General features: G+C 69.0%; 13 protein-coding genes. All 13 read right to left on the reverse strand.

All coding sequences use genetic code 11. The features are described 5' to 3' along the window. Positions 1–196: 196 nt before the first annotated feature. The 13 genes from ftsZ to rsmH all read right to left on the reverse strand — a co-directional run bounded on the left by ftsZ (position 197) and on the right by rsmH (position 15135). The gene (gene ftsZ / locus J2X58_RS11540) at positions 197–1381 is read right to left on the reverse strand and encodes a cell division protein FtsZ (protein WP_090056547.1); all 1185 of its coding nucleotides are present in this window, start codon (positions 1379–1381) and stop codon (positions 197–199) included. A 137-nt stretch (positions 1382–1518) separates the two neighbouring features. Next, on the reverse strand, positions 1519–2754 hold the full coding sequence (ftsA, locus tag J2X58_RS11545; protein WP_090056544.1) for a cell division protein FtsA: 1236 nt from the start codon (positions 2752–2754) through the stop codon (positions 1519–1521). A gap of 8 nt (positions 2755–2762) precedes the next feature. Beyond that, a complete protein-coding gene (locus J2X58_RS11550; protein WP_090056542.1) occupies positions 2763–3503 on the reverse strand; it encodes a cell division protein FtsQ/DivIB in 741 nt (246 codons plus the stop codon). Beyond that, positions 3500–4474, reverse strand: coding sequence for a D-alanine--D-alanine ligase (locus J2X58_RS11555; RefSeq protein ID WP_090056540.1), 975 nt, complete (start codon positions 4472–4474; stop codon positions 3500–3502). Before J2X58_RS11555 ends, J2X58_RS11550 begins: the two co-directional genes overlap by 4 nt. Beyond that, complete coding sequence (murC, locus tag J2X58_RS11560) at positions 4471–5913, reverse strand: UDP-N-acetylmuramate--L-alanine ligase (protein ID WP_310048338.1); 1443 nt, start codon at positions 5911–5913, stop codon at positions 4471–4473. The genes J2X58_RS11555 and murC overlap by 4 nt, the downstream gene beginning before the upstream one ends. Continuing rightward, entirely contained in the window at positions 5910–7004 is a 1095-nt protein-coding gene (gene murG, locus J2X58_RS11565; protein WP_310048339.1) for an undecaprenyldiphospho-muramoylpentapeptide beta-N-acetylglucosaminyltransferase, read from the reverse strand. The genes murC and murG overlap by 4 nt, the downstream gene beginning before the upstream one ends. Then, positions 7001–8224 carry a putative lipid II flippase FtsW gene (gene ftsW, locus J2X58_RS11570; protein WP_090056533.1) on the reverse strand — a complete coding sequence of 408 codons (1224 nt, stop codon included), beginning with the start codon at positions 8222–8224 and terminating at the stop codon, positions 7001–7003. The genes murG and ftsW overlap by 4 nt, the downstream gene beginning before the upstream one ends. Positions 8225–8229: 5 nt before the next feature. Further along, on the reverse strand, positions 8230–9312 hold the full coding sequence (gene mraY / locus J2X58_RS11575; RefSeq protein WP_090056532.1) for a phospho-N-acetylmuramoyl-pentapeptide-transferase: 1083 nt from the start codon (positions 9310–9312) through the stop codon (positions 8230–8232). Beyond that, positions 9302–10666 carry a UDP-N-acetylmuramoyl-tripeptide--D-alanyl-D-alanine ligase gene (gene murF / locus J2X58_RS11580; RefSeq protein WP_310048342.1) on the reverse strand — a complete coding sequence of 455 codons (1365 nt, stop codon included), beginning with the start codon at positions 10664–10666 and terminating at the stop codon, positions 9302–9304. The genes mraY and murF overlap by 11 nt, the downstream gene beginning before the upstream one ends. Then, entirely contained in the window at positions 10663–12156 is a 1494-nt protein-coding gene (locus tag J2X58_RS11585; RefSeq protein WP_310048344.1) for a UDP-N-acetylmuramoyl-L-alanyl-D-glutamate--2,6-diaminopimelate ligase, read from the reverse strand. Before J2X58_RS11585 ends, murF begins: the two co-directional genes overlap by 4 nt. Beyond that, on the reverse strand, positions 12153–13961 hold the full coding sequence (locus J2X58_RS11590; protein ID WP_254779320.1) for a penicillin-binding protein 2: 1809 nt from the start codon (positions 13959–13961) through the stop codon (positions 12153–12155). Before J2X58_RS11590 ends, J2X58_RS11585 begins: the two co-directional genes overlap by 4 nt. Beyond that, positions 13958–14230: a cell division protein FtsL gene (ftsL, locus tag J2X58_RS11595; RefSeq protein WP_310048348.1), complete on the reverse strand. Its 273-nt coding sequence runs from the start codon at positions 14228–14230 to the stop codon at positions 13958–13960. Before ftsL ends, J2X58_RS11590 begins: the two co-directional genes overlap by 4 nt. Then, on the reverse strand, positions 14227–15135 hold the full coding sequence (gene rsmH / locus J2X58_RS11600; protein ID WP_310048350.1) for a 16S rRNA (cytosine(1402)-N(4))-methyltransferase RsmH: 909 nt from the start codon (positions 15133–15135) through the stop codon (positions 14227–14229). Before rsmH ends, ftsL begins: the two co-directional genes overlap by 4 nt. Positions 15136–15147: the final 12 nt, after the last annotated feature.

Consider the following 15147-nt stretch of genomic DNA (forward strand, 5'->3'; position numbering starts at 1 on the left):
TTCTCATTTCGCTTGCGACTGAAATGCGGGGCGAGTCAAGCACTTGCAAGTAATTGATATCACTTGCAGCTTTTCCTGAGGGGACACGGAGGCGTTCCGCCGCCCGGACGGGAGCGGCGGCGGAACGCCTGTCGATCCTCGCGTCCTGCAGGATCGTCCGCACGTTTTCCTTAACGTGCCCTGGCGTGTCTTTGGATCAGTCGGCCTGGCGACGCAGGAAGGCCGGGATGTCGAGGTAGTCGATCGCCGGCTCCGCGTTCTTCTGCGGGGCCGCCTGCTCGGTACGGACCGACGGCACGGCATCGGCCTGCGCGTAGTCGACGACCTCGTTGCCGGTGCCCGTGCGCAGCACGACCGGGCGCGGACGCTGACGCATCTCGACCTGCTGCTGGACCGGCGGGCGGATCGGCTGCTTCGCCGCGACACCGCGGTTCAGGCCCGTGGCCACCACGGTGACGCGGACGTCGTCCTGCATTTCCGGATCGAGCGAGGTGCCGATCACGACGGTCGCGTCTTCCGAGGCGAAGTCGTGGATCACGCGGCCGATCTCGTCGAACTCGCGCATGGTCAGGTTCGGACCGGCGGTGACGTTGACCAGAATGCCGCAGGCGCCGGCCAGGTTGACGTCCTCGAGCAGCGGGTTGTTGATCGCCGACTCGGCGGCGGCCTGGGCGCGATCGTCGCCACGGGCGGTGCCCGAGCCCATCATCGCCATGCCCATCTCGCTCATGACGGTGCGGACGTCGGCGAAGTCGACGTTGATCAGGCCCGGGGCCGTGATCAGGTCGGCGATGCCCTGGACCGCGCCCTGCAGGACGTCGTTGGCCGCCTTGAAGGCGTTCAGCAGCGTCACTTCGCGACCCAGCACCGAGAGCAGCTTCTCGTTCGGCACGGTGATCAGCGAATCGACGTGCTGCGAGAGGTCCTCGATACCCTTGAGGGCGACCTGCATGCGACGGCGGCCTTCGAACGGGAACGGCTTGGTCACGACGGCGACCGTCAGGATGCCCTTCTCCTTCGCCAGCTGCGCGACGACCGGCGCGGCGCCGGTACCGGTGCCACCGCCCATGCCGGCGGTGATGAACACCATGTCGGCGCCTTCGAGCATTTCCTCGATGCGCTCGCGGTCTTCCAGCGCGGCCTGGCGGCCGACTTCCGGATTCGCGCCGGCGCCGAGGCCCTTGGTGACGTTGCCGCCGAGCTGCAGGTGCGTGCGCGAGCCGCAGCTCTTCATGGCCTGCGCATCGGTGTTGGCGACGACGAATTCGACGCCCTCGATGTTGGAGTTGACCATGTGGGCCACGGCGTTACCGCCGCCACCGCCCACGCCGATGACCTTGATGACCGCATTCGGTGCCAGTTTTTCGATCAGTTCGAACATTTCCCGTCCTCCGCAGAACTTTGGTTTTTTTTTGGTTTATGTCCCGAGTCCGACTCCTGTCGGCCGCGGGTTGCGGGCCTTCCTCTTGCCCCGGCGCCCCCCTTCCGTCGGGCACCGACTATCCGGTGAAGCGAAACTCAGAAATTCTTGGTGAACCAGCTACGGAACTTCTCCACCACGCTGCCCACGTTGCCGACCGCGGAACCCGTGTGCCGCGCGCCGCCGCTCGAACGCGAGCCGTGCAGCAGCAGGCCCACGCCCGTCGAATGCAGCTCGCTGGACACGACGTCGCCCAGGCCCGAGACGTGCTGGGGCACGCCGATGCGGACCATCTTGTGGAAGATCTCCTCCGCGAGCTCGAGCGCGCCTTCCATGCGCGAGGCGCCACCCGTCAGCACGATGCCCGCGGCGACGAGGCTCTCGTATCCCGAACGGCGCAGTTCGTCCTGCACCATCTCGAAGATTTCCTCGTAGCGCGCCTGCACCGACTGCGCGAGCGCCTGTCGCGCGAGACGGCGCGGCGGACGGTCGCCGACGCTCGGCACCTGGATGGTTTCTTCCGCGTGCGCGAGCTGGGCGAGCGCACACGCGTATTTGATTTTGATCTCTTCCGCGTGAGCGGTCGGTGTGTGCACGCCGTACGCGATGTCGTTCGTCACCTGGTCGCCGCCGACCGGCAGCGACTTCGTGTAGCGGATCGCACCCTGCGTGTAGATGGCGATGTCCGTCGTGCCGGCACCGATGTCGACGAGGCACACGCCGAGCTCGAGTTCGTCCTCCGTCAGCACGGCCTTCGCGCTGGCGACGGCGGCGGGCACCAGCTCGTCGACCGAGAGGCCGCAACGCTGGATGCACTTGGAGATGTTCTGCACCGCGCTGGCGGCGCCGGTGACCAGGTGCACGCTGGCCTCGAGGCGCACGCCGCTCATGCCGACCGGATGGCGGATGCCGTCCTGTCCGTCGATGCGGTATTCCTGCGATTCCTTGTAGAGCACCTTGCGGTCGGCCGGGATCGCGACGGCGCTGGCGGCTTCGAGCACCTGCTCCAGGTCGGCCGACATCACCTCGCGGTCGCGGATCGCCGCGGTGCCGTGCGAGTTGCGTGTCTCGAGGTGGCTGCCCGAGATCGAGGCGTACACCGAGCGGATGTCGCAGCCCGCCATCAGCTCGGCTTCCTCCACCGCGCGCTGGATGGAATGCACGGTCGATTCGATGTCCACCACCGAGCCGCGCTTCATGCCACGGGATACGTGCGTGCCGATGCCGATCACCTCGATCGGTTCGCCCGGCTCGTACTCGCCGACGATGGCGACGACCTTCGACGTTCCGATGTCGAGGCCGACGACGAGCTGTTTGTCGTTCTTGTTTCTCATGGTTTAGCTCAGGTTCCGACCTTGGGTGTGGCCGTGGTTTCCGGTTCCGGCCACCGGATGGCGAATCCGTTGGTGTAACGCAGGTCGGCATAGGCGAAACCGCCGTGCCGGCCCGCGACGAGTTGGGGGTAGACGTCGAGGAAGCGCGCGAGGCGGCGATCGGCCTGGTCGCGGTCGCCGATCACGATCTCCGCGCCGCTGTCCGTCGTGGCGCTCCAGCTGCCGCGATCGCTCAGGCTGACGCCGACGATCGACAGGCCGGTGCGCCCTTCGAACGCCTTGCGCGCCTGCGCGTAGAAGCTGACCACTTCGGCCAGGCGCGAGTCTGGACCGCGCAGGCGCGGCAGATCGCCCATCTGGTCGGCACCCGGCGCCTCGAACACGAGGCCCTGGCGGCTGATCAGGCGATCCTCGTTCCAGCGCGCGAACGGCTGCCGTTCGTAGATCCGCACCAGCAGCGTGTCGGGCCAGCGCTTGCGCACTTCCACCGACTCCACCCACGGAAGCGAACCGATCGCCTTGCGCACGTCTTCCAGATCCGTGGCGAAGAAGCCCTTGCCCAGACGCGGCAGCACGGCGCTGCGGATCTGCTCGGCACTGACGTGCGCGAACTCCGCCTCGACCTTCAGCTGCGTCACCGGCCAGCGGCCGGCGGCGAACCAGCCCTGCATCACGCCGACCACGGGCAGCGCCACCAGCGTGATGGCGATACCCCAGGCGACGATTCGCGTGGCGGCGGCTCCCTTCATGCCTTCGCACCCTCCCGCTGCATGGAGGTTTCGAGGACGCGCCAGCACAGCGCCTGGTAATCGAGGCCCGCGACGGCCGCGGCTTTCGGGACGAGCGAGTGCGACGTCATGCCCGGCGCCGTGTTGACCTCGAGCAGCCAGTTCCTGCCGTGGCGGTCGCGCATGATGTCGACACGGCCCCAGCCGAAGCAGTCCAGCGCGTCGAACGCGCGCAGCGCGAGCGCCCGCATCTCGTCCTCGGCGGCACCGTCCAGGCCGGGCACGATGTAGCGCGTGTCGTCGGCGATGTACTTGGCGTTGTAGTCGTAATAGGCGCTGTTCGGCACGATGCGGATGGTCGGCAGCACTTCGCGACCGAGCACGCCGACGGTGAATTCGCCGCCCTCGTTCGCGTCGCCTTCGATCAGCGTTTCCATCAGCAGGTCGCCCGGATACCGGCGCGCGAGTTCCACGGCGGCGTCGAGGCCCGCTTCGTCGAACACGCGCGTGATGCCCACGCTCGAACCTTCCCAGGCCGGCTTCACGATCAGCGGGAAGCCGATCTCGCGCGCCGCGGCATGCACGTCGGCACCGCGCGGCAGCGCTTTGAACTTCGGCGTGGGCAGGCCGAGCGCGATCCACACCTGCTTCGCGCGCACCTTGTCCAGCGACAGCGCCGAGCCGAGCACGCCCGACCCCGTGTACGGAACGCCGAGCGACTGCAGCGCGCCCTGGAGCTCGCCGTTCTCGCCGCCCGCGCCGTGCAGGATGTTGAACACGCGCGCGAAGTGGCCGGCGCGCACCGCGTCGAGCAGGGCGGGAATGCCGTCGATCGCATGGGCGTCGACGCCGCTGGCGCGCAGCGCGTCCAGCACGCCCTGGCCGGAATTGAGCGAAACCTCGCGCTCGGCCGAGTTTCCGCCCATGACCACGGCCACGCGGCCGAAATCGGCGGCGTCGGTGACCAGGCGCGGGAAACGGGTGGTGCTCATCGGTTCGGGGTCCTCAGGTTGCCGGCGTTCGCCAGCTCGATGGCCGCCGCGCCGATGTCGCCGGCGCCGAGCAGCAGGATCAGGTCGCCGTCGCGCGCGAGCGCGGGCAGCGTGGCGCGCAGGTCGCGCGGGTGGTCGACCAGCACCGGGTCGGTCTTGCCGCGCGCGCGGATGGCGCGCGCGAGCGAGCGGCCGTCCGCGCCCGCGATCGGCGCTTCGCCGGCGGGATACACCTCGGTCAGCACCAGCACGTCGACCTCGGCCAGCACGTTCGCGAAATCGTCGAGCAGGTCGCGCGTGCGGCTGTAGCGGTGCGGCTGGAACGCGACGACGAGGCGGCGATCCGGCCAGCCGCCGCGAGCGGCGGCGAACACGGCGGCCAGCTCGCGCGGGTGATGACCGTAATCGTCGACGAGCAGCGCATGGCCCTGGTCGAGCGCGATTTCGCCGCGACGATGGAAGCGGCGGCCCACGCCTTCGAAGCGCGCGAGCGCGCGGGCGATGGATTCCGCGTCGACGCCGAGCTGCCAGCCCACGGCGGCCGCGGCCAGCGCGTTCTGCACGTTGTGCCGGCCCGGCAGGTTGAGCGTCACGGGCAGCGTGCCCGCCATGCCCGGCAGGTGCAAGTCGAAATGCATCTCGAAACCGACCTGGCGGACGTTCGACGCCGAGACGTCGGCGCCCGGCTTGTCGATGCCGTAGGTCAGCATGCGGCGCGAAGTGTCCTGCGCCAGCTTCGCGGTTTCCTCGTCGTCGATGCAGAGCACGGCCATGCCGTAGAACGGCAGGCGATGCAGGAAATCGCCGAACGCCTTCTTCACCTGCGCGAAGTCGTTGTTGTAGTTCTCGAGGTGGTCCGCGTCGATGTTGGTCACCACCGCGATCACCGGCGACAGCATCAGGAACGATCCGTCCGATTCGTCCGCTTCCGCCACGAGGTACTGACCGGTGCCGAGTCGCGCGTTCGCGCCGGCCGCGTTGAGCTGACCGCCGATCACGAACGTCGGATCGTAGTCCGCCTCGGCCAGCACGCTGGCGACGAGGCTGGTGGTGGTGGTCTTGCCGTGCGTGCCTGCGATCGCGATGCCGCGGCGGAAGCGCATCAGCTCGCCGAGCATTTCGGCACGCGGCACCACGGGAATGCGCGCGGCGCGCGCGGCGACGAGTTCCGGATTGTCCTGGCGGATCGCGCTCGACGTGACGATCACGTCCGCGCCGTCGACGTTCGAGGCTTCGTGACCGATGTGCACCTCGACACCGAGGCTGGCGAGGCGGTCGGTGGTCGGCGATGGCGCCCGGTCGGAGCCGGACACGCTGTAACCGAGGTTGCACAGCACCTCGGCGATACCGCTCATGCCGACGCCGCCGACGCCGATGAAGTGGACACGGCGGAACGAGGTCATGAAATCTTCGTGGGCGCGCAAACGACCGGGCGTCATGCGGAAACCTCCATGCAGTGACGGGCAATCGTTGCTGCTGCGTCGGGCTTGGCCAGCGTGCGGGACGCATTGGCCGCGGAAAGGATGCGCTGGCGATCCAGCAGCATGTCGAACAGGACGAGCGCGAGCGCTTCGTGCGCCCCGGGTGCGTTGAGCATGGCGTCGGTCGCGATACGCGCGCCGCCGGCGTTGACCATGGCGCGCGCGTTCACCGTCTGGTGATCGTCGACCGCGTGCGGGAACGGCACCAGCAGCGCTTCGAGACCCGCCGCGCAGAGTTCGGCGACCGTCAGCGCACCGGCCCGGCACACGACGATGTCCGCCCACGCGTACGCACCGGCCATGTCCTCGATGAAGGGCACGATGGTCGCCGCCACGCCCGCCTCGGTGTACGCGGCGTTGGCTTCCTCGAGCCCACGCTCGCCCGTCTGGTGCACCACTTCCGGATCGAGGGTGTCGAGGTCGGGATTGGCGCGCAGGTGAGCGAGGGCCTTGGGCACGATCAGGTTCAGCGTGCGCGCGCCGAGGCTGCCGCCCAGCACGAGGATGCGCGCGCGGCCGTCGCGCCCCGCGAAGCGCTCCGCCGGAGGCGGCAGCGCGGCGATGCGGGCGCGCACCGGGTTGCCGACCCATTCGCCGTTCGGCAGGACGTTCGGAAAGCCCGTCAGCACCTTCTTCGCGAACCCCGCCAGCTTGCGATTGGTGAAACCGGCGACGGCGTTCTGCTCGTGCACGACGAGCGGGATACCGGCCAGTCGCGCGGCGACACCGGCGGGGCCGGCGACATAGCCACCCATCGAGATCACGCAGCGCGGACGGAGCTTGCGCAGCAGTCTGAGCGAGTCGAGCAGCGCGCGGGCGAGCATGAAGGGGGCCTGCACGCGGGTCTTCATGCCCTTGCCGCGCAGGCCGCCGACGGACACCGTGTGCAGGTCGAGACCATGCGCCGACACGACGCGGGTCTCCATGCCGCCCTCGGCACCCAGCCAGGCGACGGGCACGCCGCGCGAGCGCAGCTCGTCGGCGACGGCGAGACCCGGGAAGATGTGGCCGCCCGTACCGCCGGCCATGATCAGCACGGGGCCGCTCATGCGACACCGCCCGCGGGGGCCGCCGAATCGGGTACCGCGCTCGCCGGCATGCGCACGGCGGTCTGGCGCGCGTCCTCGGCGCGGTTGATCTCGAACGTCGCGCGCAGGAGCACGCCGACCATCGCGCAGGTCATCAGCACGGACGAACCGCCCGAGCTGATCAGTGGCAGCGTGAGGCCCTTCGTCGGCAGCACGCCCAGGTTCACGCCGATGGAGACCATCGCCTGGAAACCCATCATCAGCGAGATGCCGTAGGCGACGTAACCGGAGAAGCGGTGTCCGAGTTCGACGCCCTTGAGGCCCATGTAGAGGCCGCGGCCGACCAGCACCACGTAGAGGAAGATCACCAGCATGATCCCCGCCAGGCCGAGTTCCTCGGCGAGCACGGCGAGGATGAAGTCGGTGTGCGCTTCCGGGAGATAGAACAGCTTTTGCACGCTGGAACCCAGGCCCACGCCCGTCCACTCGCCGCGGCCCACCGCGATCAGCGCCTGCGTGAGCTGGAAGCCGTCGTTGAACGGATCCTTCCACGGATCGAGGAACGACGTCAGTCGCTTGATGCGGTAGTCCTCGGCGGTCGCCGCGTAGATGAGCGCGGGAACGAGCGGCGTGCCGAGCAGCAGCAGGTTGCGCATGCGCGCGCCGGCCAGCCAGACCATGCCGACCGTGGTGGCGACCACCAGCGCGGCCGAGCCGAAGTCGGGCTGCGCGAGAAGCAGCAGCACGATGAAGCCGGCGACGCCCACGGGCTTCACCACGCCGAACAGTTCGTACTCGACGCCCTCGCGATGACGCACGAGATAGCTCGCCAGGTACGCCACGAGGATCAGCTTCACCGCCTCGACGGGCTGGAAGCTCGTCACCAGCAGGTTGACCCAGCGACGCGCGCCGTTGATGCGCATGCCGAAGACCGGCAGAAACACCATCAGCAGCATGATGATGCCGATCAGCAGGAGCAGGAAGCTGTGCTTCTCGAGCGTCTTCAGCTCCGTGCGCATCGCGGCGCCCGCGAGGCACGCGCCGAGCACGAGGAAGACGAGGTGACGCTTGAGGTAGTAGAACGCGCCCTGGTGCGAGCCGTCGGCCACGGCGATCGAGCTCGACGTGACCATCACGACGCCCAGGGCGGCCAGCGACAGCGCGGCCACGAGCAGCGGGAGATCGAAGCTTCCCCGCGGGCCCTGGCGGCGTTTCGCCTGCTTGTTGCCGAAGCCGAACATCGTTCTCAGCGCACCTTCAGGGTTGCGAGGCCAATGAGCACCAGCACGACGCTGATGATCCAGAAACGGACGATGACCCGCGGTTCGGGCCAGCCCTTCAGTTCGAAGTGATGGTGGATCGGCGCCATGCGGAAGATGCGCTTGCCGCGCAGCTTGAAGCTGCCGACCTGCAGCATCACCGACGCGGTCTCCATCACGAACACGCCGCCCATCACCAGCAGCACGATTTCCTGGCGCACCACGAGCGCGACGGTGCCGAGCGCGGCGCCGATCGCGAGCGCGCCGACGTCGCCCATGAAGACCTGCGCCGGATAGGTGTTGAACCAGAGGAAGCCGAGGCCCGCGCCGGCCAGCGCGCTGCAGAAGATCGCCAGCTCACCCGCGCCCGGGATCGCCGGGATGCCGAGGTATTCGGAGAACAGCTTGTTGCCGGCGAGGTAGGCGAAGATGCCCAGCGCGCCGGAGACCAGCACGCTCGGCATGATCGCCAGGCCGTCCAGGCCGTCGGTGAGGTTCACGGCGTTCGAGAACCCGACGATGATGAAGTAGCCGATCACCACGAACAGGATGCCGAGCGGGATCGCGACCTGCTTGAACAGCGGCACATAGAGCGCCGTCTCGGCCGGCAGCTGGTGCGTGTGGTAGAGGAACACCGCGGCGCCGAGGCCGAACACCGACTGCCAGAAATACTTCCAGCGGCTGGCGAGGCCGCGGCTGTCCTTCAGCACGAGCTTGCGGTAATCGTCGTAGAAACCGATGGCGCCGAACGCGAGCGTCACCGCGAGCACCACCCACACATAGCGATTGCCGAGGTCGGCCCAGAGCAGCGTGGCGATCGCCACGGCGAAGATGATCAGCAGGCCGCCCATCGTCGGCGTGCCCGCCTTCGACAGGTGCGTCTGCGGACCGTCGCTGCGCACGACCTGCCCGGCCTTGAGCGCGGCGAGCTTGCGGATCAGCGCGGGACCCAGCAGCAACGACACGGCGAGCGCGGTCAGCGCGGCCATGATCGCGCGGAAGGTGATGTACTGGAACAGATGCAGCGACGTGAAGTGCCGAGCCATCCATTCCGCCAGTTCAAGCAGCATGGGATGCTCCTTCAGCGTACTTCTTCATCGCAGCCGCGACCCGGTCCATGCCGGAGGAACGCGACCCCTTCACGAGGCACGTCACGCCCTCGTGGATCTGCGCGCAGGCGGCTTCGATGAGCTCTTCCTGCGTCGCGAAATGTTGCGCACCCGCGCCGAAGGCCTCGACCGCCGCCGCGCTCTTCGCACCCGTGGCGAGCAGCCGCTCGATGCCACGTTCGCGGGCGAGGCGACCGATGCCGGCGTGCAGCCTGACGGCGTCGGGGCCGAGCTCGGCCATGTCGCCGAGGATGAGCCAGCGCTCGCCGCGCGCGAGCGCGAGCGTGTCGATGGCCGCCGCGGCGGAGCCGGGATTCGCGTTGTAGCTGTCGTCGATCAGCGTCCAGTTGCCGGGCATCGGCTCGAGGTTCAGCCGGCCCGCCACGGCGGGAACGTGCTCCAGGCCCTCGACGATGGTCTCGACGGGCACGCCCAGCGCCGTCGCGATGGCGGCGGCCGCCAGCGCGTTCGCCACGTTGTGGCGGCCCGGCATCGGCAGGTGCACGTCGCCATCGCCATGCGGCGTCGACAGCACGAAGTGCGTGCCGTCGATGCGCTCTTCGACGATGTCGGCGCCGATGTCCGCGCGATGATCGAGCGCGTAGCGCAGGATCGTGCGCGACCCGGCGAGGTTCGCGAAGAAGCCGGCGAAGCGCTCGTCGTCGGCATTGACGATCGCGATGCCATCGGGAGGCAGCGACTGATAGAGCGCGCCCTTGGTTTCGGCGACGCCTTCGATCGTGCCCATCCGCTCAAGGTGGGCGGGCGCGATGGAATTGACGAGGCCGATATCGGGCCGTGCGATGGCGGCGAGGTAGTCGATGTCGCCCGGCTTGCCGGCGCCCATCTCGAGGACGGCGTACTGCGTGTCCTCCGGCATCGCCAGCAGCGTGAGCGGCATGCCGATCTCGTTGTTGAAGTTGCCGGCGTTCACGTGCGTGCGGCCGTGACGGGACAGGATCGACGCGGTCAGGGTCTTCACGGTCGTCTTGCCGTTCGATCCCGTGATGCCGACGACGCGGACGTCGCGCTGCGCGCGCACCGCGCTGGCGAGATCGCCGAGCGCCGCCTGCGTGTCGTTGACGATCACCTGCGGGATCGGCGCGTCCACGGGGCGCGTGACGAGCGCCGCGACCGCGCCGCGTTCGGCGGCGGCGGCGACGAAATCATGGGCGTCGACGCGCTCGCCGGGCAGCGCCACGAAGAGGTCGCCGGCCCTGAGCGTGCGGGTGTCGATGGAAAAGCCGCCCACGTCCACGTCGGCGCCCTGCAGGCGGCCACGGGTCCAGAGGGCGACGGCGGACAGGCGCATCATGCGCGGACTCCTTTCTTGCCGGATGCCATCGCCTCGCTGGCGACGGCGAGGTCGTCGAAGGGACGCTTGCCCTCCGGACCTTCCTGATAGGTTTCGTGGCCCTTGCCGGCGATCAGAACGACGTCGTCGGCCTTCGCGTCGGCGAGCGCCAGGGCGATGGCCTGCGCGCGGTCGCGCATCACCATGACGGTTTCGGGATGGACGAAGCCGGCCACGATCTGCGCGACGATGGCATCGCCATCCTCGGTGCGCGGGTTGTCGTCGGTGACGATGACGACATCCGCGAGACGTTCCGCGATCGCCGCCATGAGCGGACGCTTGCCCTGATCGCGATCGCCGCCCGCGCCGAACACGCAGATCAGCCGGCCCTTCGTATGCGAACGCAGCGCCAGCAGCGCCTGCTTCAGCGCGTCGGGCGTGTGCGAGTAATCGACCACGACCAGCGGCTTGCGGCCGTCGCCGCCGAGGCGGCTCATGCGGCCGTTCACCGGCTGGAGCGATTCCAGCGCCGCGTGGATGCGATCGAACGGCTCGCCCAGCGCGCCGAGCACGGCGGCGACGGCGAGCAGGTTGGCCACGTTGAAACGGCCGAGGAGCGCGCTGCGCACGGTGCGCATGCCCCACGGTGTCGTGAGGTTGAACGACAGACCCTTCGCCGACGTCACGACGATGTCGGCGCGAACCTCGGCGTCCTTCTCGGTGGCGTCCGTCGCCATCGACGTGCGCAGCTTCGCCACGCCCTCGGGCAGGCCTTTCGCCAGCTTGGCGCCGAACGGATCGTCGACGTTGACGACGGCGGCACGCAGGCCTTCGAAAGCGAACAGCTTCGCCTTCGCGGCGCCGTAGGCTTCCATCGTGCCGTGGTAGTCGAGGTGGTCGCGCGTGAGGTTGGTGAACACGGCGACATCGAAGACGATGGCGTTGACGCGGCCCTGCTCGAGCGCATGCGACGAGACTTCCATCGCCACGTGCGTGGCACCCGCATCGCGGAATTCGCGGAGCAGCGCCTGCATGCGGATGGCATCGGGCGTCGTGCGCTCGCCTTCGGCGATCGCGCCATGCAGGCCCGCACCGAGCGTACCGACCGTCGCCGGCTTGCGCCCCAGGAACGCGAGCGCCTGCGCGACGAGCTGCACCGTGGATGTCTTGCCGTTCGTGCCGGTGACGCCGATCACCTCGAGCGCGGCCGAGGGATCGTCGAAGAAACGTGCCGCGATGGCGCCGGTCTTCTCGCGCAGACCGTCCACCGCGAAGACCGGGATGCCCGCGTCGACGGCGTCGAACGGCGGCTCGGCGAGGATCGCCGTCGCACCGTTCGCCACGGCCTTCGCGGCGAAGGCGATGCCGTGGTCCTTCGTGCCGCGCAACGCGACGAACGCGTTACCCGGCTGGATCTCCCGCGAATCGATCGCGAGGCCCGAAACAGCGAGATCGCCGGCGCCCGCGGCGTCGGCGAATCCGTCGAGCAGGTCGGCCAGACGCATCGTCATGGCACCACCTCTTCGGCGGCGCTGTCGTCGGCGGCCGGAGGCGGCGCGTTCGTCGTGCCGATGAGTCCGCCCTGGCTGGGACCGCCCGCGTACCAGCGGCCGACGTTGTCCGGCGCGATGTCGAGCAGGCGCACCGCGCCTTCCATCACCTGCGCGAACGCCGGGCCGGCGACCGAGCCGCCGTAGTAGCGGCCGCCCTTCGGATCGTTGATCACCACGACGGTGACGAGGCGCGGCGCGCTGGCCGGAATCATGCCGACGAACAGCGAGATGTAGTTGTTCGAGTAATAGCCGCCGACCGAGTTCTTGTGCGACGTACCGGTCTTGCCCGCGACGCTGTAGTTGGCGACGGAAGCGAAGCCGTAGCCCGTGCCGCCCGGCGACACGACGGTCTCGAGCATGCGCACGATCTCGTGCGCGACGGCCGGCGTGACGACCTGCACCGGATCGTTGTCCGCGCCCTTGATGAAGGTCGGGGAGCGCAGGCCGCCGCCGTTGGCGAGCGCGGCGTAGCCGGTGGCCAGCTGCAGCGGCGTGACGTTGAGGTTGTAGCCGTACGCGAGGCGCGACTTCTCGATCGGCTTCCAGGTGCGACCGACGGGCAGGTAACCCGCCGCTTCGCCGGGGAAGCCGCTGCCGGTGCTGTTGCCGAGCCCGAACGCCTTGTAGATGCCGTAGAGGAAATCGGTGTCGAGCGTCATCGCGATCTTCGCGGCGCCGACGTTCGACGACTTCGTGATCACGCCGGTGGGCGTCAGCGTGCCCCAGTTATGCGTGTCGCGCACCGGATGGCCGCCCATCATCCACGTGCCCGGCGACGTTTCGATCAGCGGCGAGGTCGGCGTGTATTTGCCGCTCGTCAGCGCCGCGGCCATGGTGAAGGCCTTCATCGTCGAGCCCGGCTCCACGACGTCGGTCACCGCGCGGTTGCGGCGCTCGGACGGCGTGCTGCCGCGCACGGCGTTCGGGTTGAACGACGGCAGGTTCGCCATGCCGAGCACTTCGCCGGTGTGGACGTCCATCACGACGATCGACCCGGAATCGGCCTTGTTCTTTTCCAGGGCGTCCTTGAGCGCGCTGTACGCGAGGTACTGGATGCGGCGGTCGATCGACAGCGTGAGGTCGCGGCCCGGCTGCGGTTCGCGCAGCAGCTCGACGTCCTGCACCACGTGCCCCATGCGGTCGCGGATCACGCGCTTCGCGCCCGGCTTGCCGGCCAGCCATTCGTCGAACGCGAGTTCCAGGCCTTCCTGGCCGTGGTCGTCGATGTTGGTGAAGCCGAGGATGTGGCTGTTCACCGCGCCCGACGGGTAGTAACGGCGGTACTCGCGCTGCGCGGCGATGCCCGGAATCTTCAGGTCGACGATCGCCTGCGCGTCCTCGGGGCGCAGCTGGCGCGCGATGTACATGAACTCCTTGTCGGCGCGCTGCGCGATCTTCTGCTTGAGGTCGTCGGCGTCGACGTGCAGCGCCTTCGCGAGCTCCGGAATGCGGTCCTCGTTCTCGAGCACTTCCGGCGGATTGGCCCAGATGGACGCCACCGGCGTCGAGACGGCCAGCGGTTCGCCGTTGCGGTCGAAGATCGTGCCGCGCGACACGGCGATGGGCATCTCGCGCAGGAAGCGCGCGTCGCCCTGGTCCTGATAGAACTGCTTGCGGACCACCTGCAGGTCGAACGCGCGCACGACGAGGCCCGAGGCGGCCACGCAGAGCACGGCGACGATCACCGTCATGCGCTTGCGCGGGCTCGGGCCCTGGCCGCGACGGCGGGTGGGCACGACCGGCTTGCCGTGACGGGCCCTCATCGGCGCACCAGCTGGATGTCCTGCGGCTTCGGCGTGAACATGCCGAGCTTGCCGCGGGCGTCGGCGTCGATGCGGCTGGGTTCGGCGTAGGTGGCCTGCTCCAGTTCGAGGCGACCGTATTCCACGCCCAGGTCGTCTTTCTGCGCCTGCAGCTTCGAGAGCTCGATGAACAGCTGGCGGCTCTCGTGGCGCGTCCACACCACGCCGATCGCGCTGGCGATGACCGCCAGCAGCAGGATCGAGAGGCAGATCGCGCCGAAGATCTTCATGCGAGTTTCTCCGCGATGCGCAGCACGGCGGAGCGCGAACGCGGGTTCGCGGCGACTTCGGCGTCGGAGGGGAAGATGGCCTTGCCCACGGGCTTGAGGCGCGCAAGTTTCGCTTCCGTCGGCGGCGCGCGGCGGCTGCCCTGCACGCGACCTTCGTGCGAACGGATGAACTGCTTGACCGTGCGGTCTTCCAGCGAATGAAAGCTGATCACGGCGAGCCGGCCGCCGACCTTGAGAAGCTCGAGGGCGGCGTCGAGGCCACGCTCGACGGATTCCAGTTCGGCGTTGACGCGGATGCGCAACGCCTGGAAGGTGCGCGTCGCGGGGTTCTTGCCCGGCTCGCGGCGGCCCACGCAGCGCGCCACCAGCTCGGCGAGTTCGCCGGTGCGCAGGATGGGCGCCGTCGCGCGACGCTCGACGATGGCCTTCGCGATGCGTCGGCTGAAGCGCTCTTCGCCGAAGGTCCACAGCACGTCGGCGATCTCGGTCTCGTCGGCGTCACGCAGGAAGTCGGCGGCGCTGATGCCGCGCGTCGTGTCCATGCGCATGTCCAGCGGCGCGTCGGCCATGAAGCTGAAGCCGCGGCTGGCGTCGTCGAGCTGCGGCGACGACACGCCCAGGTCGAGCAGGATGCCGTCGAGGCCGCCTTCGAGCGCGGACCAATCGCCCATGGTGGCGAAGTTGTCGTGGCGCAGCGCCACGCGGGGATCGGTGGCGAGGCCGGTTTCGGCGACCGCGATCGCGGTCGGGTCGCGGTCCATCAGGTAGAGACGGCCGGCGTCGGAGAGACGGGCAAGGATCGCCCGGGCGTGCCCGCCCCGGCCGAATGTCCCGTCCAGATAACGCCCGTTCTCGCGCAAGGCGAGGCCCTCCACCACTTCGTCGAGCATCACAGGGATGTGCACATCGCGCCCCGC

Origin of the sequence: Luteibacter sp. 3190, assembly GCF_031456385.1 — a bacterium.
GTDB lineage: Bacteria > Pseudomonadota > Gammaproteobacteria > Xanthomonadales > Rhodanobacteraceae > Luteibacter.